This window comes from Bacillus cereus group sp. BfR-BA-01522 (assembly GCF_022662635.1).
In the GTDB taxonomy this organism is placed as follows: Bacteria; Bacillota; Bacilli; order Bacillales; family Bacillaceae_G; genus Bacillus_A; species Bacillus_A cytotoxicus.
Genome location: NZ_JAKUDY010000014.1, coordinates 1 through 22,956, shown reverse-complemented (window position 1 = coordinate 22,956; position 22,956 = coordinate 1). Strand labels below are relative to the sequence as shown.

Genomic DNA, 22,956 nt, shown 5'->3' with positions numbered 1-22,956 from the left:
TTCCTCCAAATCTTTTCTCGGTTATCAAGCATAATATATTTCTCTATAAAAAGCGACTTTCATCATGCTTTATAAGCTACGAGGCAAGCTGGCTTATTTTTTAAGCAGCTTGTCACATCGTTAATTTCTGTAAAATTGTAAGCGTCCAATACGTAAGATTACAAAATAAAGTCAGGTCATACTTCGACCTGACTCACTCTGATTGCTTCGATTTTTGAGGTTGTCCTTTTTTACGATTACGTTGTTTCGCTTGAACAACTGGGTCAAGTTCATTTGAAAACTCAGCGTTATGCCCATTTTGTGTTTTTTGCTCTGGATTATTTTGATCAGAACGTTTTGCCACTTTTATTCACTCCTTATTAGTGCGGCGTAACAATCATTTGATGTTGCAATTGTCTAATTGCCATACGCACACGATTTAGCTGCTCACGCTGTTCATCATTCGCATGTTGCTGCATCACTTGTAAATCATTATAAGCTTGTTCTAACTTTAACTGAGCATCTGAATACTCCATTGTATTGTAATGCTCTTGCCTACTTCCAATATCTAACTGCTCTTTTGCATATTCCATCGCCTGTTCAGCTTGCGTAATGTATACTTCAAGTGATTGACGCTCTGCCATAACAAATTCCTCCTTGCCGTTACTTCCCCTTTAGTGTGTCCCTTCCATATCAACCTTATGAGTATGTTATAATGGATTTTGTTTTTACTGTACGCTCTTAAATGTAGGAGGAATATAAGTATGAAGGTTCAAAACCCTTTCCCATATACAAATGATAACAAACGTTACCATACGTGGAACTATCATTTACGAAAAGAATTTGGTGAAAAAATTTTTAAAGTTTCATTAGATGCCGGCTTTGACTGCCCGAACCGTGATGGCACAGTCGCATACGGCGGTTGTACGTTTTGCAGCGCTGCTGGTTCTGGTGACTTTGCTGGTGATCGTCGCGACGATGTTGTAACGCAATATTATGAAATGAAGGAAAAAATGCACACAAAGTGGAAGGATGGAAAATGTATTGCCTATTTCCAAGCATATACAAATACCCACGCTCCAGTTGAAGTATTAAAAGAAAAGTTCGAACCTCTTTTAGCAGAAAAGGACGTAGTCGGTCTCTCCATCGCAACGCGCCCAGACTGCTTACCTGACGATGTTGTAGAATATTTAGCTGAATTAAATAAACGCACATATCTTTGGGTTGAACTTGGCTTACAAACTGTTCACGAACGCACTGCGAACCTGATTAACCGTGCTCATGATTATCCAACATATATAGAAGGCGTAAATAAACTTCGTAAACATGGCATTAATGTATGTTCTCACATTATTAACGGCCTTCCGCTTGAAGACTATGATATGATGATGGAAACTGCACGTGAAGTGGCAAAACTTGATGTGCAAGGGATTAAAATCCATCTGCTTCATTTACTAAAAGGGACACCTATGGTGAAGCAATATGAAAAAGGACAATTACAATTTCTTTCCTTAAAAGATTACGTAAATCTCGTTGTTGACCAACTTGAAATCATTCCCGCAGACATGATTGTGCATCGCATCACAGGTGATGGTCCTCCTGACTTAATGATTGGTCCAATGTGGAGCTTAAATAAATGGGAAGTATTAAATTCTATCGATGCAGAGTTTGTACGCCGTGGAAGTTGGCAAGGAAAATTTGCAAACGAGGTGAAACAAGTATGAAATTAGAACGTGTCCTACCATTTGCGCGCACACTTTTACAAACAGCTGTCAAAGAGGGCGATTATGCCGTTGATGCAACCCTTGGCAATGGTCATGATGCTTGTTTTTTAGCAGAGATTGTTGGAGAGAACGGGAAAGTATTTGGATTTGATATTCAAAAAGAAGCCATTGAAAATTCCACTGCTCGCCTAAAAGAAAAAGGATTAGAAGAACGAACAGTTTTCATTCATGATAGCCACGATACGCTACTATCCGTCTTGCCAGCAGAAGCAAAAGGAAAAGTAACGGGAGCTATTTTTAATTTAGGTTACCTGCCTGGTGGCGACAAACATATCGTTACAAAGCCGAACTCGACAATTGCTGCCATTGAACAATTGTTAGAAATTATGGCACCGGAAGGAATCATCGTTCTTGTCATTTATCACGGACATCCAGAAGGAAAAATAGAGCGTGATGCTGTTCTACAATTTGCTGAAAGTTTGGATCAAAAACAAGCACATGTCCTTCGCTATGGATTTATCAATCAACAAAATAACCCACCATTTATTGTGGCCATTGAGAAACGTTAAATATATCGGCGATTTTTTTGATATATCGAACATAACTCCAATTATATCGGCGCAAATTAAAATATATCGGCGTTTCGACATGACATATCGGCCGCTCGACAAAAATCAACAAAGGGACGTGTGGTATGTGCACGTCTTTTTTGTATTGTACCACCCAAACAAAAACCATATAATGGATATACATATAATATATAGAAAGGTGGAAGTATTTTGTTGCTAGAACTAAAAGAAATCCAAAAGAAATATGGCAAACAACTTATATTAGAAAACATCCATCTATCCATTCCACAAGGACAAGCTGTTGCTATAGTTGGCGGCAATGGTACTGGAAAAAGCACTTTGCTCAAAATCATCGCTGGATTTATTCATCCGACAGCAGGCACAATTTACAAAGAATCGAGTATAAAGATTGGATATGTACCCGAGCAGTTTCCAGAAGATATTCGTTTTACACTCGAAGATTATTTATATCACCTCGGCCGTATTCATCACCTCTCAAAAGAGCATTTACAAAGTAAAATCCCTTCATTATTAGGAATTTTTCATTTACAACATGCGAATCATTCCGTTATAAGAAACTTTTCAAAAGGAATGAAGCAAAGAACAAATATTATGCAAGCGCTCCTTAGCGATGTTGATATATTAATGTTAGATGAGCCACTTTCTGGACTCGACCTAAAATCTCAGCAAAAACTGGAACATATATTGCTTACATTAAAGGAACAAGGTCTCACGATTCTCTTCACCTGCCATGAAAAACAACTCTTAGTAAGCTTGGCCGACCGAATTGTAACAATTGCCAATCATACAATTGCAGAGGACAAACTATTGGTAACCGATATCACTCAAAAAGAACATATTTATATAGAAGCGATCGTCCCACATACATTTTCTATCTCAGAATTACAGAAACAACCTGGCTACATCCATGTTACATATGCCGTAAAGCAGCATCTTATTCAATTGCACATCAAAAAAACTTACACAAATGATATACTTCACTATTTATTACATAACAATGCATCCATTACATTATTACAACCTAAATCGTTAAAACAAAAGGAGGATTTTTATGATTGCACTCATTCGTTACAACTTTCTTGATTATACAAAGTCATATAAATACATACCACCAATTGCGATGTATATCGTAAGTTTACTTTTTGTTTATGCCTACAAACCAAACCCAATTGTTTCCACGTATTTAGAAACTGCTCTTATGCTCTATTTACTTGCAGCGTGGATTACCATTACACTATTTCATACAGAAGACCCTGTTCAAGAACAAATTACTCTTTCACATACTAAAAATATACGAACCTTATACCTTGGCAAATATGGAACAGCTCTTCTTATTTGCAGTATTCTTTCTCTTATTTCTGTTATATATCCTATTGCCTTTCAAATGTTTAAAGAAAAAATGACGCTTTCCTTATTTATCACAGGATTTCTGTCCCACTTTTCTTTATCTATACTCGGCGTTTCCATTGCAACACTATTTACACGAAACATCATAAAAAAAGCAAGCACAGCTTGGCTTTCCCTTTCATTTATATTACTGATTACGATTGCATCCATTCGTCTCAAAAAAGAATGGCCCGAACTACTATGGATTTTTCCACCTATTAACGATTTTATGATGCTGAGTTCTTATAAACATAACTTGGCTATCCATACACTATGGCTTACTGCATGGTCACTTGCATATTCCTTTATTTTAATGATTTTGTTTCTTTATCTTGCAAGAAGAAGGAACACGTAGACAAAAACGAGAATTGTTAAATTTAAATTATGAAATTAGGAGGATATACAGAAATGATTGGAATACTAGCAGGAATGGGGCCGAAATCAACAGGGCCATTTATTGACACCGTAGTAGAACAATGTCAACAAATATATGGGGCAAAAAATGATATAGATTTTCCACATATGATGATTTACTCTTGTCCGACACCATTTTATATAGATAAACCTATTGATCATGAAGCAATGAAACAAGCAATTGTCACTGGCGCTCAAAGACTTGAAAACATAGGTGTTGATTTTATTGCCATGCCATGTAATACGGCTCATTTATATTTTAACGAAATACAAAATGCAGTCGCTCTCCCTCTTTTAAATATAATTGATGAGACGCTGAAAGAACTACCAAATCATATTCATAAAGTGACCCTCTTAGCAACAAATGCCACTGTGCAATCTCGTATTTATCAAAACGAAATTACAAAGCTTGGTATAGAATATATACATAAAGAGAGTTGGCAAAAAGATACAATACAAATCATTTCAAGCATAAAAAAAGGTCATCTACATAAAGCAAATGAATTATGGAATACTCTTTCTATAGAGTTAGCAGAAACAGTAGATGCTGCTATCATTGCCTGTACCGATTTAAATGTTGTCACAAACAGCGAAACTGGCAGCCTTTACTTTGTAGATTCATCTGTATGTCTTGCAAAAGCGGTTGTGCATCAATATATAAGAAACAAATCACAACTTACATCTTAAATATCCAAAATAAAAACAACCGACTCTTTTAAAGGAGCCGGTTGTCCATTTATTCTTCAATTGATAAAAATATTTTAATACTTCCATCCTTAGAGTAAAATTCAAAATCCGTTTGATAGGCTCGTTTTATATCACTTTGCCAAATTTTTTCCCAAGCGTGAAATACACCTTGCGGATTGCTATTGTCTACTTCAACAACGTAATAATTTCCAGCTGGAATAATCATTTTATGTGCCGCGACAAGCTCCTTTTCTGTGCCGATATACAAATCATACTCACCTGTATAATCACTTTCATAGTTCGTATAAACACCATATACGTCACCTTTTAAATCAAGCTGAAGAAACTCTTCCCATAACTTAAATATACTGTGTATATTTTGGTTACTTGTTCTCACCTTTTTCCCATACACCTGTTTTTCAGTAACTGCTATATTCATGTATATCCCCCCAATATTTAATAAGTAAAGGGTAACATACAAAATATGACAACAGTCTGTCAGCTTTTATAAATATATTCAATTTCTTCTCTATATTTCTTTTTTAGCCATAACGGTTCTACAATTTTTACATTTCTGCCAAACATCAGCAAAAATGGTAATATATTTTTATTAATATCATATTGAAAAGTGACTTGTACATCTCCCTCTTCAAGTATTTCAATTTCTTCATCCGTAAAGAAATCATACAGTTTACCTAATGTACTTTTAGAAAATAACAGCATAATCTGTTCTAACTTTTCTTTGCGCTCCTTTATAAATTCAGGCTTTCTATCATAAACAATCTCAGTATTATCATCGATTATGTCCATTCTTCTAATTCTAGTCAATTTGAATACTCTTAAAGCCTTTCTTAATACACAAACTGCTTCTAAATACCAGCTACCATTCATAAAATTTAGTTTTAATGGCTGAATGATTCGCTTTGATAGATGTCCTGTTTGTGATACATATGAAATCTGCAGTTTCTGCTCCTTCTCAATCATCACAAGCACTTTTTTCACCTTTTGTTTTGTCTCTTCTTCTATCGTTTCTCGGTGTAACGTAGAGAACGAAACTGTCATATTTGACGTGTGATCTCTCTTTGTTTCTTTCAATACCTCTATTTTCTTTTGCAAAATGGATAATTGCTCGTCATCAAAAAGCTCGCTTTTTAAAGTTAAACCTTCTAGTAAAAAACGCTTTTCCTCTTCGCTAAATGTAAACTTGTCTAATCGATAATTATCAATTAGCGTAAAACCGCCATTCTTTCCTAAATAAGAAATAATCGGAATGCCAATCGCCGATAACGCATCAATATCTCGATAAATCGTTCGTTTGCTAACTTCAAATGTGTTGGCTAACTCTTCAGCAGAAATGATATCTTTTTGCAGCAAATAAATAAGTATCGAAAGCATTCTCTCTGTCTTCACTGACTCCCCTCCTTATGTGCTAATAGTAAAAAGCCACTCTTAAACAGAGTGGTCTTTTTACGTCACTGCGCCATTTTCTTTCGGTACATCTTACCGTTCCAATAGAAGAATCGTGAAGTGAAACCGCCATATTTCACAATGCGCCGTGCTATATGCTGCATATTCTTTTTCTCTAAAACTTTTTGATCCGACAAATAAATCCCCAATAATCCGCGGCTAATTAAACGATGAAATTTCGCATGCGGCAAGTCACTAATACTTTTTTCCGCCTCTTGCACAAAATGTTTCATTCTTGCTAATATGACCTGCTCATTTTCATAATAGCTACAAAAATTCAAATCACCGCCAATTCGGTCTTCTTCTTGATCAATGAAATAATCCAGTAAAATATGAAGACCTTGCACGTAAGGAAAATACCCTTGTTTAATCTTTATAATATCCTCATCAAGTAATTCGTCATGGAAAGCATACGCCACGAGACAAAAAATTCCAAGAGTTGATCCTGCGCATGCTGAAAATTCAAACCAGCTCATTGGTGGAACACTTTCTTTATGAGCTTCAAACCACGTTTGTAAACGCGGCTCTCGTTCTTCTAATTTCACGTGCTTATGAATTTGCAAATCACAATAATAACATGCAAGTTCATGAAGAATAGGTGCAATTTTATCGTAATGCTTCGTTTTCCTTAACACATCCTGACAAGTAGCTACAAGTTCATCTAAATATCCACCATCATCTTGGTCATCACGATATCGATAATAATTGCCACCACTTTCACTTTCAGGTGTTAACGCCATTAACATTGATTCATGAAGTGCAGCAAAATCTTTCGGATCAAGCGATGTACTGCGATCACATAAATTATCTAAGTAATCGCTAATCGTCTGATACGCTACAATAAATCGAATACATTCCTCCCTTTGCTCATTTGCAAGTAGAGCTAAAATACTACCACCCTCACAATGAAACGTTTTATGTTCAATACTTGCAAGCGCTTGATTATGGAGTTCGTCATTCGGAATATGATAAGCACGCTCTTTCCACATTGCCAGCTCATGGTGTACTACCGGAAACACATCACGGTATACTTTCGCCATGAGCGTTATGGGATTACTCGGTACGTTCACTTCGGCCTTCATCTCCTCTATTAAATGTACAAATTCATTATTTATTTGTTTCTATTCTGTTATTGACATGCATTTCAGTAAATGACTTGATATAATTAAAAACTTCATCTCGCTCATACTCATTTAATAACTCATGATAACAATTCGGCCATTCTTTATACGCCTTATCACTGATTTTTAAATTATCAAACCATTTACGGACACTTGTTTTATCTACTAGTTTATCCTCACACGCCTGCATTAGCAAGAGCGGAACGTCTGGGAACTCATCTATTTTTTCATGAGCAATTCGTGTAGATTTTATCAATTCACTATACCAGCGAACGGATACCTTGCGCAAGAACAATGAATCATTTTCCATTGCATCGCGAACTTCTTTATTTCTTGTTGACATTTCCACTGTAAGATTCGTCGGAAATTGTAATTTCGGCATAACAATATTTAATACCTTCGCCAGAGCTCGAAGTGGTGCCGCTGGAGTAGCTAACACCCCTAAGCATGGTGAACTTAATATAATACCATCTATATCTTCGCGCTTCGTTTCTTCCATCATTCGAATGATGATAAGTCCCCCCATACTATGTCCCAATAAAAAAATAGGTAGTCTATACTTTCTCGCTTCTTTTATCCATACTTTGACCTCTTCTATGTATTCATCAAACGAATTAATATGTCCTCTATTTCTTGACGTTGTTCCATGAGCAGGAAGATCTCCCATAACAACATGATACCCAATGTGATTCCACTCTTCTGCCAGCGCTTCATAACGTCCATGGTATTCCATGGCACCATGCACAATTACGATAACAGCCTTTGCCGATTCCGCTTCATAATTCCACATATAATTCTCCTCCATTTCACTCTGTTTCATAATTTGATACACTAAAAATAGTCTCTAGGAAAGGAAGGCTGAACATGATCTATTCTTACAAAGATAAAAATCCGAAAATTGCGAGTAGTGCTTTTATTGCTGACTACGTTACGATTACAGGTGACGTTACAATCGGTGAAGAATCCAGCATTTGGTTTAACACTGTCATTCGGGGGGATGTGTCTCCAACCATCATCGGAAATAGAGTGAATGTACAAGATCAATGTACCCTGCATCAAAGTCCGCAATATCCTCTCATTTTAGAAGATGATGTTACAATTGGACATCAAGTAATTTTACATAGCTGCATGATAAAAAAAGACGCTTTAATCGGGATGGGGTCTATCATTTTAGACGGTGCTGAAATTGGTGAAGGTGCTTTTATCGGCGCTGGAAGCTTAGTTTCACAAGGAAAGAAAATACCTCCTCATACACTTGCATTTGGACGTCCCGCAAAAGTCATTCGTGAATTAACAGATGCAGATCGAAAAGATATGGAACGTATTCGTAAGCAATATGTTGAAAAAGGACAATACTATAAATCATTACAAAAATAACTCTTCTTGCTGCCATAACAATGGCAGCTTATTTTATGAAAATACAAATAGTTTCTTTACAAAATTTTATCCCGCTATTTTAGGGCAGCCCGATTGGTGAGGGCTCATAATCAGTGGGGAATGAAGCCCCCCTGATTAAAGTTTCACTTTATTATCTCCTCAACAAAATCTTATTAAAATAGAAGATATCATCTCAATATATATGTAAATGAGAAGGAAGATGTTCCATGAAGATGAAATCTGTCAGCTCCTTATATAAAATAGCGTGTTACATTTTCAAAAGAATTAACCGTTATTTCGATCAAAAAACATTAAATGTCTTTTTCCGTATCATTACACACATCGGTGATGCAATCTTCTCTATCTCACTCGTCCTTTGTCTTCTTATTTTTTTCAAAAGGGATTCTACAAATTATGCAGCAGCTGTTTCCTTAACAATGAGCCATATTCCTGTACAAATGTTAAAAAGATGGTATCCACGTAAACGACCTTATTTAACAATCCAAAATGCAAAATATCCATCGCATTCTTTAAAAGGCTATTCTTTTCCATCTTGGACACACAACAGCCATTTTTTCTGTTATCATTCCATTTATTTCTTTTTACATGTAAGTAATTCTGCATATTCTTCTTTCGTATTCACATTTACAAACCATGTTTTTTCTATATTCCATTCATCTCCCGTCACATACTTTACATTACAATGTGATAAAAGTTGCTCCATGCTCCGTTTTTCTTCGTCTAATAACTTATAAATTTTCTCTTTCACATTCTTATGATACGCCCCTAATAACGGCTGCTTTCTCCCCTCAACAATCGGAATAATCGCTTCATACTCATCGTCAATTTGTCCTGTTATTTGTTTTATCCATTTGCTAGAAATATTCGGCGTGTCACAAGGTGAAATCATATACCATTCTGCTTCAAGATGCTCCATACCAGATACAATTCCTGCAAGCGGTCCTTCTCCTTTATAGAAAGAAATATCTTCTATAACAGGAACTTCTATTAAATGAGCTACACGTTCTTTTATGCTAGCATGACTAATGACAACTATATCTTGCATTACATCCTGCATCACTTGAACAATCCGTTCAATAAACGTATACCCTTGCCAACTTACTAAGGCTTTCGGTTCTCCAAAGCGTCTAGACATACCACCAGCTAATACAATTCCTGCTACGCTCTTCATTGGCGATTTAGCTCAAATATAATATGCCCGAGCTCTGGCAAAATCAATTTATTCATCGCAAGACGCACAGCTCCAGTCGAACCTGGCATAGCAAAGACAACCTTTCTGCCCATTGTTCCCCCAATTGCTCTACTTAACATTGCTGCACTCCCGATATCCTCTAAATAACTAATCGTGCGAAATAGCTCACCAAATCCAACAATCTCTTTATCTATTAATGCCGAAACTGCTTCAATCGTTACATCGCGCTTTGTAATACCAGTTCCTCCGTTTGTTAAAATAACGTCGACATCTTCTTGATGATATCCACTTAATACAGCTTGCCTAATACTTTCTTTATCATCTTTTACAATTTCATAGGCAGTTACGAAATGACCTGCTTCGCTTAATAACTCATGTAATACCTTACCGCTTTTATCCGTTGTATCTGTACGTGTATCAGACACAGTAATTACTTTACAACGCACTTCTTTTGGCGCTTGTTTTTTATGTTCTACTACACTCATGCTCATTCTCCTCTTTTAACAAACTCTATTTTATTTTATCATACCCGATTCAATCCCTTGCTTATATGAAGCACATCACACTTTCATCATTATGTAGTGACGACACAAAATAATATGTTACAATATTAGTATATAAATCCATAAAGAGGAATCTTATTGTTTCTTCCACCACATATCATCTCTACGACTCACTCAATCACAATTACTATTTTTCACATTCTATAAATCGAACCGTATTTTCACAATGAGGAGGATATACATGGGACTCTATCAAAAACTTACAACAACATTTCTTCTTTTGTTTGCTGCTTCCATAAGTGCAGGATTTGCGTTAAAAGATGCTGTACCTCATGCAACGATTGGCGGAATTAGTTTTGCCACGTTTTTTTTACTATGCAGTGCATTTTGCGCTGGAAAAGCGCGTCAAAAGAGAAGATGATTGCAAATATTCCGCAGTAAGCCAATACTTTGTAAGTCTTGCAAAAAAGAAATCAAATCTTATGAAAAATCATGGATTCATATGCCTACCCCTAGTAGCGGGATGACAAATATAAAAAATATATTGAACTGAATGGACAAATATATTGTAATGCTTGCGCTGAGGTATGTACGAAACAAAATAATGAGATGAAATAGGAGGTATTTCCAAATTGTTTGAATCTAACCGAATTCGCTTACGAAAGTTATCAGAAGACGATATTCCGACTTATCATCTTTGGCGTAACGATCCTGAAGTTATGCAAACAACTAGCCCTATACTTGATACATATTCATTCGAAGAGACCGAAGCATTTTGCAAACAAATCATACACGCAGCTAATTCCAAAAGTTATATCATCGAATTGAAAAATGACAACCTCCCAATAGGAATTACCTCTCTCATTCAGATTGATTCCTATAACCAGAACGCAGAATGTATCATCGATATTGGGCAGAAAGATTACTGGGGACAAGGATATGGTAAAGAAGCATTAACTCTATTATTAAACTACGCTTTTCGAGAATTAAACTTACATCGCGTTTCTCTACGAGTATTTTCGTTTAACGATAAGGCAATACATCTTTATAAGAAACTTGGCTTTCAACATGAAGGGACTTGTAAAGAAGCGATATTTCGAAATGGGGCATGGCATGATATTGAACTTTTTGCACTATTACAGCCTAACTATAAATAAAAAAGGTTTTGCGCGAAAGCGCAAAACCTTTTTTATTATATTATAGACCAGCTTGCTCTTTTAAGTCAGCTGCTTTGTCTGTACGCTCCCAAGGAAGATCTACATCAGTACGTCCAAAGTGGCCGTAAGCTGCTGTTTGTTTGTAAATTGGGCGACGTAGGTCTAACATTTTAATAATGCCAGCTGGGCGAAGATCGAAGTTGTTACGAACTAATTCTACTAGTACCTCTTCAGATACTTTCCCAGTTCCAAATGTATCAACTGAAATTGATACTGGCTTCGCTACACCAATTGCATACGCAAGCTGTACTTCTGCTTTTTCAGCAAGACCAGCTGCTACAATATTTTTCGCAACATAACGTGCTGCATACGCTGCAGAACGGTCAACTTTTGTTGCATCCTTACCAGAGAATGCACCACCGCCGTGACGAGCATATCCACCATAAGTATCAACGATAATTTTACGTCCCGTTAATCCAGCATCCCCTTGTGGCCCACCAATTACGAAACGACCAGTTGGGTTAATAAAGAATTTTGTTTCTTCGTCCATTAATTCTGCTGGCACAACAGCTTTAATTACATGCTCTTTTAAGTCGCGATCGATTTGTTCCCATGTAATTTCCGGATGATGTTGAGTAGAAATTACAATTGTGTCGACACGTACTGGTTTACCATTTTCATCATACTCAACTGTAACTTGCGTTTTACCGTCTGGACGTAAATATTCTAATGTTTCATCTTTACGAACTTCCGTTAAACGACGAGCTAATTTGTGAGCAAGTGAGATTGGAAGTGGCATTAATTCTTTCGTTTCATTACATGCGAAACCAAACATTAAACCTTGGTCTCCTGCACCAATCGCTTCAATCTCAGCATCAGTCATTTGACCTTCACGTGCTTCTAACGCTCGGTCAACACCCATAGCGATGTCAGCAGATTGTTCATCGATAGATGTTAAAACTGCACAAGTTTCTGCATCGAATCCATATTTTGCACGAGTATACCCAATGCCTTGTATTGTTTCACGAACGATTTTTGGAATATCTACATACGTAGAAGTTGTAATTTCCCCCGCTACCAATACTAAACCAGTTGTTACTGTTGTTTCACAAGCTACACGTGCATTTGCGTCTTTTGATAAGATCGCATCTAAAATTGAATCAGAAATTTGGTCACAAATTTTATCTGGATGTCCTTCAGTTACAGACTCAGATGTGAACAGATGACGTTGTTTTGTCATGTGGTAAACCTCCCTACAGTAATTGTATATATTGTACGGAACTCATCCTTAACTTGCCACAAATTGCGACATTCATTTATTCTCCCACACAAGTATAAAGAAAAACCTTTCCCATTATATAGAGGAAAGGTTTGGTTTGCTACTTGCATACTGCTTTTTGCCCTTCGCTCTTATCGTTCGAGACCATTCGCCTCGCACAGGTTTTAGCACCTATTCACTTGTTTTTACCAGTACAAGTGAGGTTGCTGGGCTTCATCGGGCCTGTCCCTCCGCCAGCTCGGGATAAGAGAGTATCCGTCCCAACCTATACTAAAGAAATGCTATTCATTTGTCAATTAATATTCATTTATTCCTACAAGTTTTTCACGCTAAAATATAAATAAGAAAATTATACATTCACACAAACAAAAATAAATAAATAGTATACATTATTTATATAATTGTGTTATACTTTTGATGGGGATTACGAGAAATATTTCATAAAATGAAAAGGATGGTATATAAACTATGAGTACTGTGAATGTCCAAATTGGATTACATGAATTACTGAACGGAAGCAATGCACAGATTCAACTAAGCGTTCCGCAGTTAGTGGAAAAAGTACTGATGAGAAATGAAGGAAAACTAACTTCTACCGGTGCTGTTTCTGCTTCAACAGGAAAATATACAGGACGTTCTCCTAAAGATAAATTTATCGTGAAAGAACCATCGGTTGCAAATAAAATCGCTTGGGGACCTGTAAATCAACCGATTTCTGAAGAGCGTTTTAATAAATTATATACAAAAGTATTAGAGTACTTAAAGGAAAAAGAAGAACTATTTGTATTTAAAGGATTTGCTGGCGCTGATCGTAACTACCGTCTGCCAATTCAAGTTGTAAACGAATATGCATGGCATAATTTATTCGTTCATCAATTATTTATTCGTCCAACTGAAGAGGAATTAGCAAATCATAATGCACCATTCACAATTGTTTCTGCACCAAACTTTAAAGCAGATCCAGCAGTTGATGGCACAAACTCTGAAGCATTCATTATTGTTTCATTCGAAAAACGCATTGTGCTAATTGGTGGTACTGAATACGCTGGAGAAATGAAGAAATCTATTTTCTCTATTATGAACTTCTTACTTCCTGAACAAGATATTCTTTCTATGCACTGCTCTGCTAACGTAGGGGAAGAAGGCGACGTAGCATTATTCTTCGGCTTATCTGGAACAGGTAAAACAACTTTATCAGCTGACCCACATCGAAAATTAATCGGTGATGATGAACATGGATGGTCTGATAATGGCGTATTCAATATTGAAGGCGGTTGCTACGCAAAATGCATTAATCTTTCTCATGAAAAAGAACCACAAATCTTTGATGCTATTAAATTCGGATCCGTATTAGAAAATGTTATAGTTGATGATAAAACACGCATTGCAGACTATAGCGATACAGCGTTAACAGAAAATACACGTGCTGCATATCCAATAGATGCGATTGACAATATCGTTCTACCAAGTGTTGCAGGACACCCAAATACCATTATTTTCTTAACTGCTGATGCATCTGGTGTATTACCACCAATCAGTAAGTTATCAAAAGAACAAGCTATGTATCATTTCTTAAGCGGTTACACTAGTAAACTAGCAGGGACTGAACGTGGTGTTACATCTCCACAAGCTACATTCTCTACTTGCTTCGGTTCACCATTCTTACCGCTTGATGCATCAAGATATGCAGAAATGCTTGGTGAAAAAATTGAAAAGCACGATGCAAAAGTATTCTTAGTAAATACTGGTTGGACTGGCGGCGAATACGGCGTTGGGAAGCGCATGAATTTAGCTTATACTCGAGCAATGGTTCAAGCTGCATTAAACGGTGAACTGGATAAAGTAGAAACCGTAAAACATGATATCTTCGGTCTAGATGTTCCACTTCATGTGCCAGGTGTACCTGATGAAGTATTAATGCCTGAACAAACATGGGCTGATCAAGCTGCTTATAAGCAAAAAGCAATTGAACTTGCTAATCAATTTAAAGAAAACTTCAAGAAATTCGATAATGTCTCAAAAGATATTATCAACCTTGGCGGTCCAACTGCTTAAGAATGACTCTTACCCATATGAATAAGTATGTTGTAAATCAAAATAAAGCTACGCGTACTCACCGACAAAACCCAATGCGACTTTATCGGTTATACACATACTTACAATAAAAAAGAAGCTTACGATAAAAAACGTAAGCTTCTTTCTTTATATAAAATCCTACCTTCAAAAACCAAACAGAGTGTCTCACTTCTTTTGAAGAAGGAACGTTTTATACTTATAATCTATTTCTGCTCATCTTTCATGCTGTAATACCCTAAATTAATGACAATTAAGATGTAACCACCCATAATCCCAACAGCAAACGCCCACATTACCATATGATGTTCGATTTCATACATAATAATTGCACCCAGTATCGCTGCTGCAAATCGATTAAACATTCCAAGGGACGGTGCCTTTGTTTTTTTTACAATGCTATCCCCAAGCTTTTCAATGCGTCTGCCTAAAATCCAAACACAATACATACTAACTAGTAGACCGATTCCCACACCTAAAAAATGTGCAGAAAATGGAGTCATTGCCCATCCTAGTAGCATAATACCTAGCAAATAATACATTTGAATTTTAAACGCCCTTAATGACATACGAATCATACTATGCTCCTTTACTGTTATTCATTTCTATCTACATACCATCACATTTTATTTGTTATATTTACAAAAATCATATAAACACTGCGTTTATGTTATTAAAATACTTTTACAAAATAACATTATACAAGATTTTTACTGCCTATCCTAAAGATTTTTTGACGTTTTTGCAAACATTTTTCTGTCCATTTCCCAAAAAATTGATATCAATCTATAAACATATGGATATGATGTAGTAAGCACATAAATAAAGGGGGCGTCTGATGATTTATTTTTTATTGGCTCTTATTCATTTCATTGTTCCAGCACTTATTGGCCTTTCTTTATATTGGTACACAAAAAAGCACAGTATCTTCTATGCTGTTCTCGGTGTCCTTCTTCCCGGCATCATTCTCATCACATTATTTCGTATACCGTTTCTTAATTTAATCCCTCTTATTACTGCTATTCTTTTTCTCATATTTCTTCCCAAAATAAAAAAATAGGAAAACAGATCACGATTGATCTGTTTTCCTATTTTGATATATGTTCTGATATGATTGCCTGTGATGCTCGCTCTTCAAATTTCACAAACCATAATCCGAAAAAAATAATACATCCACCAATGATTTGCTGCATAGAAATATGCTCTTTTGCCCATAACGCTGCAAATAACACTGCTACAAGTGGAGTAATATACATATACACCATCGTATGGGATGCTCCGATTTTTTGAACCCCTATATACCACATTACCAAACCAAATACTGTTACAAAGAAAATAGAATATAAGAGCGCAAACCATGTCATTCCTTTTTCAATTTGAAATGGTAATAAAAAGACATGCCATCCACTCAGTAGACAAAGTGGAATCGCCCCAACAACCGCTGACCAAGCAGTGACACGTAGTGCTGTATATTTTTTTATAAGTGGTCCCGCTAATACTGGATAAAGCCCCCAACATATTGAAGTAATAACCCCAATCCCATTTCCATAGAACGAGCTGGCAAATGAATGGCCCGCTCGTAACACAAGTACTGTGCCTGCACAAGCGATAATAGAACCGATGAATTTTCGAATAGAAAAATTCTCTTGTTTCAGCGAAATTGTAAATAGTGTTGTAAAAATAGGTGAAATAGAAATGAGTAAAGAAGCATTTGTTGCAGATGTATATTTTACAGTTTCCATAAATAATGTTTGATATAGTATAATGCCAACAACACTGACAATAATGAGCCTCGGTATATCTCTTCTCTCTATATAGAGCGACTTTTCAATATAAAACGTAAGTAATAATAACAGCGGTGCTGCTGCCATCATCCGAAGTGCTGTAAATTCAATCGCTGTAAATTCTAATAGCCCGTATTTCGCAATCGTATAATTGATGCCCCATATAACCACAACGCTAAAAATTAATACTTCAATTCCCCATCTCCTCATTCTTATCTCCCCCATAAGAATAATTATACAGAAATTTCAATCCATTTTGCGTTTTTATTATCTAAAAAACTCCATAAAAAAGGAGCATATTTTTGCTCCTCCTTCATTCATTACACTCGAATATGAAGTTTCATATTTGGATTATAAAATTGACTCGGACTCTTTAATTGAAAATACTCACCCGATTCATGCAAATCGACAATCAATTTATCATCCATAAATACAAGCTTTGTACGATCTGCGATAAATTTTAATTTATTTGACGCAACGTCTACATCACGTTCCTCTTTTTCAGATACAGCTACTAAATCAATAATTCCACTCATTACACAGCCGCACCCTTCGTTATCATAAAATAACTTCATAAATTTCGTCTCGTTTGGAATCGTATCCATAATTTTTTTATAAGCTGTATCTGTTACAGTTACATACATATTTATCCGTCCCATCTTTATATATTTTTACATTCTTTTATCTGGCTATTGATCCCGCTTTTTTAGGGCAGTGAGATGATCTATAAAAACCTTGTCTTTTTATTCATTCTCTCTTTTACTAAAAAAGGCAAGGTTTTTATCTAACCCATTCTATACTCAAATACACTTAAAAAATCAATTATTACTGATTTACAGAAATTCCTATTTCATAAAAATCTCGCTCTTGCAAAATAGGGGATACATACACAATAGATTTTACAGTTATATTTAACGGTACAGTTGTAATAATAAAGTCTACATCCATTCCTTCAATATCTCCTTGTAACACCCTTTTATTTTTCCCTTCTATAAACTCTAGTTGATCACCATACCGTTTATTAATACAGCTTTTCATATACTGTTCCCAGCTTTTTCCTTCCCCTGTAAGAAGTAACACTTTTTTTCTATTTTTATTAGGGAGTTTTCCTATTGCTGCAATCCTCATAGTTACTTTTGCAACTTCTTCGTCCGGAATATCTGTTAGTTTCAATTGTTTTCCCCATTTTATATACGCCTTTTTTACTAAATCAAACGTTTCTTTATAGTTTTTCTTTATATATGCACACGTATCTTTTTCTGGAGCTTTTATTCTAGGAAGGAATTTTAATATATAAAATGTATTTCTACAATACTCAATCATTCCATATACAAAATCTTCATGACTAGCTAAATCCATTTGTAATTCTTGCTCCAACATATCAATGAAATTCTTTATATAAACATAAGCCTGTATTTTCCCTTCTGTATAAAGCGTTAATTCTTCTCTTTTGGAATTTGTTTCATTTTCACTTACATAACTCGATAATTTAATAATGATAATTAACAACACTTGTTCTTCAATATGTAAAGGTCTATTTCCATCTTTCTTTATAATGTGCTCCCCTTCAAATATTTTTTTGTAATATAAAGATTCAAGTGTATTTTTAATAACCCATTCACTAAATTGTACTTTATATCCTTGATTCATTCGCTTAAAAAGAATTGCCAGAATAAAGACTAATCTTCTTCGGTCGTTAGAATAAAATAGAATTCCTAGTTTCTCCTCAATATAGTCTACATAACTTAATAGCACTTCTTCTTTATATTCTGGAAAAGGCCATTCGTCTTCTATAAAAGCTTCTAAATAACGTTCAGAAAACATAAGTATAATTTGAAACTCATTCCCTATAATTTGTAACGGTTTCTTTTGTAAAGACAAACCAAATTTCTTTATATATCTGGCAAGCCTTCTTAACACTGTATTAGTAGAAGAAATAGGTAGATATAAATTTTCTGATAAAGATGTAACTGTGCTTGAACTTTCTTCTAATAATTGCTGAAGAACTAAAAACGTTCGAGACTGTTTTAAAAGTTTCGAAATCACCTCAGAAATTGATTGATCTTGAGGTAAAGATAACTTTACACCTTTTCCTTTTTTAGAATGTATCGTTGTGCCTGTTGGTAATAAATCATTAATCACTACTATATCTTTTCGTATCGTTTTACTAGAAGAATTCAACCGCTTTTCCAATTCTAAAAGCGTGAACCACTTCTTTTCTTGAACAAGAATATTTAATAAATTGATTTTGCGCTCAATTTCTTTTTCCATCGTTATCACCTTCATTTCTATTCTAAAGGAATTTTAGATTTTTTCCAAACTAGCTGCAAAAACTTGATTAAAATATATACTCTAGCGATTCATTAGACATCTTCGCTCTGTTTATTTTTATTTCTTGAAATGCTTTACAAACTTATCGGATTTTTTGTCTTTTAAAGAATCAATCATTTTCCTTTTGGTAAAGAAAAGAGGTTTTATATGCGAACGTGAAAAAAATGGCACTTTATACTCGCTTTTGCTGTCTCGTTCATTTTATGGATTGGTGGCAATCTACTTTATAATAGTTTTTAAGTTGCTTCAGGGGCATGGCTTGATACATATTCTACTAATAAGGACGTGAATATGTATTAGCAAGTTTTTTTAATGAGGATTGAAGCGAAATACTATCCACTTCTTTTAACCAAGTTCATTCTTTCTTTAGTTGTGTTAATTGAGAAGAACAAGTGTTTATAAGTGAATCCTTTGCCTGTTTCTTTGTATGCTTCATTTCATTGCGCTAAAAAGTGATTGAATACAAAACGAGAACATCCGGTTGTTTTAGCAATTAGTATCTCTTGTTCTTTATTTGGATAGAGGCGAAACTTATACGCTTTATTGACTAACGTGCCTTCCACCTCCTCATTGGGCTATGCCCTCCACATTCCTTGAGGTGGGTATCTTCTCGCCTAAAAAGATAAAATCAAGATGAAAAGACAATTCCTTCAAAAAGAAAACGGCCCCTCATGCAGAGAGATGCCGTTTTCTTTAATCGATTATTTTTCTTCGTCTATAACTCTTAACATACGATTTAAAAATGCTGCTGCTTCCGCACGGCTTGCCGTTCCTTTTGGTAAGAATTGATTTTGATCATTTCCTTTAACAATTCCTAATCCATATACACGTTGCAGCGCTTTTTTATCATAAGCTGCATCTTGATCTATAAACGGAACTTCTTTTAATGCTCCAGTAATTCCTTTGCTTTGCAAGGCACGATCTACCATAATGACTACTTCTTCACGCGTAATCGTATCATTTGGTGCAAATATACCATTGCCTCGTCCATGAATGATACCAGCTGCCGCTGCTCGGTTTATGCCATCTACTAATGATGGATGTGCCAATCCAAGATCTTTAAAGTTTGATGTTCCTTCCGATAATTGTAAAGCTCGCGCAATTAACGCCGCAAATTCTGCACGTGTTACAAGGCGCTCTGGCCAATACGAACCTTTCCCATCTCCCGCCATAATACCTTTTTTCGCGAGCTCACGAATTTCGTGTTCATACCATTTTCCAGAGATATCATCTTTTTTCTTATTTTTCGTGTTATCTATAACTTCGGGCTCGTCTTTCTTCTCTTTTTGCTTGTTGTCTATAACTTCAGATTCATCTTTCTTCTCTTTTTCTTTGTTATCTATAACTGCTAAATCTACATCTTGAGGATCTTGAAATCCTTTTGGTGTAATAATATATTGTTTAGTTGTTTGCTTATCTTGAGGCACCTTTTCATTGTTATGATATACATGCAATCTGCTAGGCTCACTATGGAACACTTCGACTATATCTCCATAGTTAAACTTTACATTTTGTATTTTACTAACGAAATCTTTCGCCCCCACTTGTCCGCTTGTCGATACGGAGAGCTTTTCTTGTCTTGTATCTTTATCATATACTTTGAAAGAATAGTATGTTTCTGGAAAACGGTAATGAATTGTCTTCGTTACATCCGTCGTAATAGCTTTCAGTTGACGATTAGCATGAGAAATACTGATAATTGCACTATTCCAATCACTCAACCCTTGAAAGACTATACTATCCCCATAAGTTACTTTCATAGGGACAATAACCGCATTCTTATTACCTTCTTTATCAGCAATTTCAACCGTTACAGATGCTGAGTCAAATTGCCTCATATCTATACTTCTATTCCCTGTCAAATAAACGTTAGGTGAAAGATTCGTTACAAGCTTTGTTACGTCAATATCATTAATGGCTCCTATATCAACTGTAGTTGGAACTGGTATTCCTCCCATTGGAACTTGGTACTTTGAGACTCTTTCTTCCACAACTGGTCTTAAATCTCTTCCCTTCCATATTTCTTTTTGAAGTTTAGGTAAATGTTTAATCCTATTTTTTGTTTTTTCTGACGGCATCAAACCCCATATTTCAAAGAAAGGAGTTAAATCCCGATTTGCCACCTTGGATGCCATTGTTATAAACAGTTGTTTTTTCTCTTCATCCGATCCATCCCCTAATTCTTCCAGTGAAGTTAAACGATACATCTGATGCAACTTCGGATAAAAATTATCTCCAAAAGCTAAATCTAGCTGCCAAAACATCCCTAATTTCACGAAAAGATTATCAATCTGATCATAATTTTTTTCTGATTGAGGCTTCATTAAATAAAGAAATATATCGTTATATCGTTCTTCCGCTTCTAAACGTGAAGGATTCCCAAAAGCTCTTTGCACTGCCATACTGTAAATATTTACCGTAACCTCGGTTAAACCAGACCATTTCCATGTTTGTTGCCTTTGATGCCCTGCTTCATGCCATGGTCCCCATCCATCTTTTTCAAAGTGTTCTAAATCTAAAACATATTTCATAGCATCGGAAACATATCCAGTTCGATAGTTTGTCGCATACATCCAACCATCTTTTTTATTAAAATCTTCAACAAAATGAACGTAATGTGTATCAGCCTGTGCTACACCTGTATACTCCTCTGATACTCCTGATACTTTATCTTGAATTCGAATCGCTTCATCATGCTTACGCAATAACGGTGAGGGATCTTTTCCTCCTAAATATTGTTTAGCAGCTTTATACGTCACTGTGAATAAGCTTCTTTCTCCTTTTAATTCTACAGCATAAGCATTAGGGAACTTCTCTAACATTGCATCCCAATCTTCTTTCGTATGCTTTCCTAATTCGAAATATGGGATAGGCGTTCCACCACTTGATACAGTTACTTTTGTTTCTCCATTCAGATTAGCATTTTCAAAATATAGCATTCCACCTTTTGGAGCAGAAATTTCATTTTTCCCAGGTTTCAAATAAAATTTCTTAGGATTACCATCATAGGAATATGTGCCTATATATGCTTGAATATTTTGTTTTCCTTCAACATGGATTATTATTGTTTCATTTGGTTTAGCGTATAGCCCTGTTGGTTCAAATGGACTGAATGCAAAGGCACGCTGATGAATATTCGCAAGGTGATCGACATTCCCCTTTCCTTTCAAAAGAAAAGTACGCTCTTCTAATGTTGTTTCTATATTTTCTATCGACTCTGCTGCTGCTTTCGTTACTTCAAAGGTTCCGCTAGCAAATGGAACCCACAAAATATTGATTGCAAGCAATGTTTTATAAGTCATCGCGCCATACTTTTTTTTACTTTTTTTCATTCTTACTATCTTTCCTTTCTATCTTGTTGATTACATACAAAAAGCCGTTCCTTTAAGAGAATCTTATCATTGTAACATCTTCTCTAAAAAGAACAGGCTAAATTTTATAAATAAAAGGTTTATTATTACAAATAAAATCATGATGTATGAGTGTAAAAATAGTAAACTACTTTTACACTCATACATCATCCTGTCTAAAAAGAACGATCTTTTTAGACAGGATGAGTTTGGATTGGTAGTTTCTACATAAGGAATTTTCATCGGCAACAACATGTACTTAAATGCTCTTTGTTCATTATTATTTTCTTATATCGGTACTGTTTATACAATACGAATAAGTTCCTTTAACAAAAGGAAATCTATACTTTTTTCCCTCCATATCTACAACTTTCCTATTCATCTGTAACGTTAAAAAAGCAGATTGAAAGATAAAATGTACCCTATAGGATAGACACTTAAAAAAAGGTCTATTCTATAGGGTATTTCTTGTATAATGAGAGAAAAATGAGAATCGGAGACATTTCAAAATGACGAAAAAA

At 35.4% G+C, this 22,956-nt stretch carries 24 protein-coding genes, 3 pseudogenes and 1 riboswitch; of the genes and pseudogenes, 12 read left to right on the top strand and 15 right to left on the bottom strand.

The window, feature by feature from the left end; all coding sequences use genetic code 11:
* Window positions 1-193: 193 nt before the first annotated feature.
* Window positions 194-343 carry a hypothetical protein gene (locus MR059_RS17365; RefSeq protein ID WP_003208774.1) on the bottom strand — a complete coding sequence of 50 codons (150 nt, stop codon included), beginning with the start codon at window positions 341-343 and terminating at the stop codon, window positions 194-196.
* Between the two features lie 16 nt (window positions 344-359).
* Window positions 360-623, bottom strand: coding sequence for a YtzC family protein (locus tag MR059_RS17360; protein ID WP_012095881.1), 264 nt, complete (start codon window positions 621-623; stop codon window positions 360-362).
* Window positions 624-743: 120 nt separating this feature from the next.
* Between MR059_RS17360 and mnmL the strand changes: the two genes are divergently transcribed.
* From mnmL to MR059_RS17335, 5 genes are all read left to right on the top strand, one after another.
* A complete protein-coding gene (gene mnmL, locus MR059_RS17355; RefSeq protein WP_012095882.1) occupies window positions 744-1,703 on the top strand; it encodes a tRNA modification radical SAM protein MnmL/YtqA in 960 nt (319 codons plus the stop codon).
* Window positions 1,700-2,272, top strand: a complete 573-nt coding sequence (gene mnmM / locus MR059_RS17350; protein WP_012095883.1) for a tRNA 5-(aminomethyl)-2-thiouridylate-methyltransferase MnmM — start codon at window positions 1,700-1,702, stop codon at window positions 2,270-2,272. Before mnmL ends, mnmM begins: the two co-directional genes overlap by 4 nt.
* Window positions 2,273-2,482: 210 nt before the next feature.
* Window positions 2,483-3,376, top strand: a complete 894-nt coding sequence (locus tag MR059_RS17345; RefSeq protein WP_012095884.1) for an ABC transporter ATP-binding protein — start codon at window positions 2,483-2,485, stop codon at window positions 3,374-3,376.
* On the top strand, window positions 3,345-4,034 hold the full coding sequence (locus MR059_RS17340) for a hypothetical protein (protein WP_012095885.1): 690 nt from the start codon (window positions 3,345-3,347) through the stop codon (window positions 4,032-4,034). The genes MR059_RS17345 and MR059_RS17340 overlap by 32 nt, the downstream gene beginning before the upstream one ends.
* A 53-nt stretch (window positions 4,035-4,087) precedes the next feature.
* On the top strand, window positions 4,088-4,780 hold the full coding sequence (locus MR059_RS17335; RefSeq protein ID WP_041810081.1) for an aspartate/glutamate racemase family protein: 693 nt from the start codon (window positions 4,088-4,090) through the stop codon (window positions 4,778-4,780).
* Window positions 4,781-4,829: 49 nt separating this feature from the next.
* Here MR059_RS17335 and MR059_RS17330 read toward each other — a convergent pair whose 3' ends face one another.
* The 4 genes from MR059_RS17330 to MR059_RS17315 form a co-directional block, all read right to left on the bottom strand.
* Window positions 4,830-5,219, bottom strand: coding sequence for a GyrI-like domain-containing protein (locus tag MR059_RS17330; protein WP_012095887.1), 390 nt, complete (start codon window positions 5,217-5,219; stop codon window positions 4,830-4,832).
* A 59-nt stretch (window positions 5,220-5,278) separates the two neighbouring features.
* Window positions 5,279-6,190: a helix-turn-helix transcriptional regulator gene (locus tag MR059_RS17325; RefSeq protein ID WP_012095888.1), complete on the bottom strand. Its 912-nt coding sequence runs from the start codon at window positions 6,188-6,190 to the stop codon at window positions 5,279-5,281.
* Between the two features lie 62 nt (window positions 6,191-6,252).
* Window positions 6,253-7,317, bottom strand: a complete 1,065-nt coding sequence (locus MR059_RS17320) for a tetraprenyl-beta-curcumene synthase family protein (protein WP_012095889.1) — start codon at window positions 7,315-7,317, stop codon at window positions 6,253-6,255.
* A gap of 37 nt (window positions 7,318-7,354) precedes the next feature.
* The gene (locus MR059_RS17315) at window positions 7,355-8,158 is read right to left on the bottom strand and encodes an alpha/beta hydrolase (protein ID WP_012095890.1); all 804 of its coding nucleotides are present in this window, start codon (window positions 8,156-8,158) and stop codon (window positions 7,355-7,357) included.
* Between the two features lie 74 nt (window positions 8,159-8,232).
* Between MR059_RS17315 and MR059_RS17310 the strand changes: the two genes are divergently transcribed.
* Complete coding sequence (locus MR059_RS17310; protein ID WP_012095891.1) at window positions 8,233-8,745, top strand: gamma carbonic anhydrase; 513 nt, start codon at window positions 8,233-8,235, stop codon at window positions 8,743-8,745.
* Between the two features lie 227 nt (window positions 8,746-8,972).
* Window positions 8,973-9,348, top strand: a pseudogene (locus MR059_RS17305) (phosphatase PAP2 family protein); the annotation flags it as partial.
* On the opposite strand, the gene MR059_RS17300 reads toward MR059_RS17305, so the two are convergent.
* Entirely contained in the window at window positions 9,338-9,937 is a 600-nt protein-coding gene (locus tag MR059_RS17300; protein WP_012095892.1) for a molybdenum cofactor guanylyltransferase, read from the bottom strand. The pseudogene MR059_RS17305 and the gene MR059_RS17300 sit on opposite strands and share 11 nt — an antisense overlap.
* Window positions 9,934-10,443: a MogA/MoaB family molybdenum cofactor biosynthesis protein gene (locus tag MR059_RS17295; protein WP_012095893.1), complete on the bottom strand. Its 510-nt coding sequence runs from the start codon at window positions 10,441-10,443 to the stop codon at window positions 9,934-9,936. The genes MR059_RS17300 and MR059_RS17295 overlap by 4 nt, the downstream gene beginning before the upstream one ends.
* Before the next feature lie 259 nt (window positions 10,444-10,702).
* Here MR059_RS17295 and MR059_RS17290 point away from each other — a divergent pair, with 259 nt between their 5' ends.
* The 3 genes and pseudogenes from MR059_RS17290 (at window position 10,703) to MR059_RS17280 (ending at window position 11,618) form a co-directional block, all read left to right on the top strand.
* A complete protein-coding gene (locus tag MR059_RS17290; RefSeq protein ID WP_041810083.1) occupies window positions 10,703-10,882 on the top strand; it encodes a hypothetical protein in 180 nt (59 codons plus the stop codon).
* Between the two features lie 6 nt (window positions 10,883-10,888).
* Window positions 10,889-11,079: pseudogene (locus MR059_RS17285) on the top strand (hypothetical protein).
* A gap of 14 nt (window positions 11,080-11,093) precedes the next feature.
* The gene (locus MR059_RS17280; protein WP_012095895.1) at window positions 11,094-11,618 is read left to right on the top strand and encodes a GNAT family N-acetyltransferase; all 525 of its coding nucleotides are present in this window, start codon (window positions 11,094-11,096) and stop codon (window positions 11,616-11,618) included.
* 40 nt (window positions 11,619-11,658) lie between these two features.
* Here MR059_RS17280 and metK read toward each other — a convergent pair whose 3' ends face one another.
* A complete protein-coding gene (gene metK, locus MR059_RS17275) occupies window positions 11,659-12,858 on the bottom strand; it encodes a methionine adenosyltransferase (protein ID WP_012095896.1) in 1,200 nt (399 codons plus the stop codon).
* Between the two features lie 167 nt (window positions 12,859-13,025).
* Window positions 13,026-13,147: riboswitch (SAM riboswitch) on the bottom strand.
* Between the two features lie 218 nt (window positions 13,148-13,365).
* On the opposite strand from metK, the gene pckA reads away from it, so the two are divergent.
* Window positions 13,366-14,952, top strand: a complete 1,587-nt coding sequence (gene pckA / locus MR059_RS17270) for a phosphoenolpyruvate carboxykinase (ATP) (RefSeq protein WP_048723967.1) — start codon at window positions 13,366-13,368, stop codon at window positions 14,950-14,952.
* Window positions 14,953-15,176: 224 nt separating this feature from the next.
* Here the strand turns inward: pckA and MR059_RS17265 are convergent, their stop codons facing one another.
* The gene (locus MR059_RS17265) at window positions 15,177-15,548 is read right to left on the bottom strand and encodes an ATP synthase subunit I (RefSeq protein ID WP_012095898.1); all 372 of its coding nucleotides are present in this window, start codon (window positions 15,546-15,548) and stop codon (window positions 15,177-15,179) included.
* 260 nt (window positions 15,549-15,808) lie between these two features.
* Between MR059_RS17265 and MR059_RS17260 the strand changes: the two genes are divergently transcribed.
* Entirely contained in the window at window positions 15,809-16,030 is a 222-nt protein-coding gene (locus MR059_RS17260) for a hypothetical protein (protein ID WP_012095899.1), read from the top strand.
* Window positions 16,031-16,058: 28 nt separating this feature from the next.
* Here MR059_RS17260 and MR059_RS17255 read toward each other — a convergent pair whose 3' ends face one another.
* The 5 genes and pseudogenes from MR059_RS17255 to MR059_RS17235 all read right to left on the bottom strand — a co-directional run bounded on the left by MR059_RS17255 (window position 16,059) and on the right by MR059_RS17235 (window position 22,417).
* Window positions 16,059-16,964, bottom strand: coding sequence for a DMT family transporter (locus tag MR059_RS17255; RefSeq protein WP_012095900.1), 906 nt, complete (start codon window positions 16,962-16,964; stop codon window positions 16,059-16,061).
* 110 nt (window positions 16,965-17,074) lie between these two features.
* On the bottom strand, window positions 17,075-17,398 hold the full coding sequence (locus tag MR059_RS17250; protein ID WP_012095901.1) for an iron-sulfur cluster biosynthesis family protein: 324 nt from the start codon (window positions 17,396-17,398) through the stop codon (window positions 17,075-17,077).
* Window positions 17,399-17,579: 181 nt separating this feature from the next.
* Window positions 17,580-19,025: a BglG family transcription antiterminator gene (locus tag MR059_RS17245; protein ID WP_012095902.1), complete on the bottom strand. Its 1,446-nt coding sequence runs from the start codon at window positions 19,023-19,025 to the stop codon at window positions 17,580-17,582.
* 343 nt (window positions 19,026-19,368) lie between these two features.
* Window positions 19,369-19,648, bottom strand: a pseudogene (locus MR059_RS17240) (helix-turn-helix domain-containing protein); the annotation flags it as partial.
* A 138-nt stretch (window positions 19,649-19,786) separates the two neighbouring features.
* Window positions 19,787-22,417 carry a M60 family metallopeptidase gene (locus MR059_RS17235; RefSeq protein ID WP_012095904.1) on the bottom strand — a complete coding sequence of 877 codons (2,631 nt, stop codon included), beginning with the start codon at window positions 22,415-22,417 and terminating at the stop codon, window positions 19,787-19,789.
* Window positions 22,418-22,956: the final 539 nt, after the last annotated feature.

What these genes read in the sequence shown, in the direction of transcription:
- MR059_RS17360 (WP_012095881.1), bottom strand. Translation starts at nt 623, where the DNA reads ATGGCAGAGCGTCAATCACTTGAAGTATACATTACGCAAGCTGAACAG.
- mnmL (WP_012095882.1), top strand. Translation starts at nt 744, where the DNA reads ATGAAGGTTCAAAACCCTTTCCCATATACAAATGATAACAAACGTTAC.
- mnmM (WP_012095883.1), top strand. Translation starts at nt 1,700, where the DNA reads ATGAAATTAGAACGTGTCCTACCATTTGCGCGCACACTTTTACAAACA.
- MR059_RS17340 (WP_012095885.1), top strand. Translation starts at nt 3,345, where the DNA reads ATGATTGCACTCATTCGTTACAACTTTCTTGATTATACAAAGTCATAT.
- MR059_RS17335 (WP_041810081.1), top strand. Translation starts at nt 4,088, where the DNA reads ATGATTGGAATACTAGCAGGAATGGGGCCGAAATCAACAGGGCCATTT.
- MR059_RS17330 (WP_012095887.1), bottom strand. Translation starts at nt 5,219, where the DNA reads ATGAATATAGCAGTTACTGAAAAACAGGTGTATGGGAAAAAGGTGAGA.
- MR059_RS17315 (WP_012095890.1), bottom strand. Translation starts at nt 8,158, where the DNA reads ATGTGGAATTATGAAGCGGAATCGGCAAAGGCTGTTATCGTAATTGTG.
- MR059_RS17310 (WP_012095891.1), top strand. Translation starts at nt 8,233, where the DNA reads ATGATCTATTCTTACAAAGATAAAAATCCGAAAATTGCGAGTAGTGCT.
- MR059_RS17300 (WP_012095892.1), bottom strand. Translation starts at nt 9,937, where the DNA reads ATGAAGAGCGTAGCAGGAATTGTATTAGCTGGTGGTATGTCTAGACGC.
- MR059_RS17295 (WP_012095893.1), bottom strand. Translation starts at nt 10,443, where the DNA reads ATGAGTGTAGTAGAACATAAAAAACAAGCGCCAAAAGAAGTGCGTTGT.
- MR059_RS17290 (WP_041810083.1), top strand. Translation starts at nt 10,703, where the DNA reads ATGGGACTCTATCAAAAACTTACAACAACATTTCTTCTTTTGTTTGCT.
- metK (WP_012095896.1), bottom strand. Translation starts at nt 12,858, where the DNA reads ATGACAAAACAACGTCATCTGTTCACATCTGAGTCTGTAACTGAAGGA.
- pckA (WP_048723967.1), top strand. Translation starts at nt 13,366, where the DNA reads ATGAGTACTGTGAATGTCCAAATTGGATTACATGAATTACTGAACGGA.
- MR059_RS17265 (WP_012095898.1), bottom strand. Translation starts at nt 15,548, where the DNA reads ATGATTCGTATGTCATTAAGGGCGTTTAAAATTCAAATGTATTATTTG.
- MR059_RS17260 (WP_012095899.1), top strand. Translation starts at nt 15,809, where the DNA reads ATGATTTATTTTTTATTGGCTCTTATTCATTTCATTGTTCCAGCACTT.
- MR059_RS17255 (WP_012095900.1), bottom strand. Translation starts at nt 16,964, where the DNA reads ATGAGGAGATGGGGAATTGAAGTATTAATTTTTAGCGTTGTGGTTATA.
- MR059_RS17250 (WP_012095901.1), bottom strand. Translation starts at nt 17,398, where the DNA reads ATGTATGTAACTGTAACAGATACAGCTTATAAAAAAATTATGGATACG.
- MR059_RS17245 (WP_012095902.1), bottom strand. Translation starts at nt 19,025, where the DNA reads ATGGAAAAAGAAATTGAGCGCAAAATCAATTTATTAAATATTCTTGTT.
- MR059_RS17235 (WP_012095904.1), bottom strand. Translation starts at nt 22,417, where the DNA reads ATGAAAAAAAGTAAAAAAAAGTATGGCGCGATGACTTATAAAACATTG.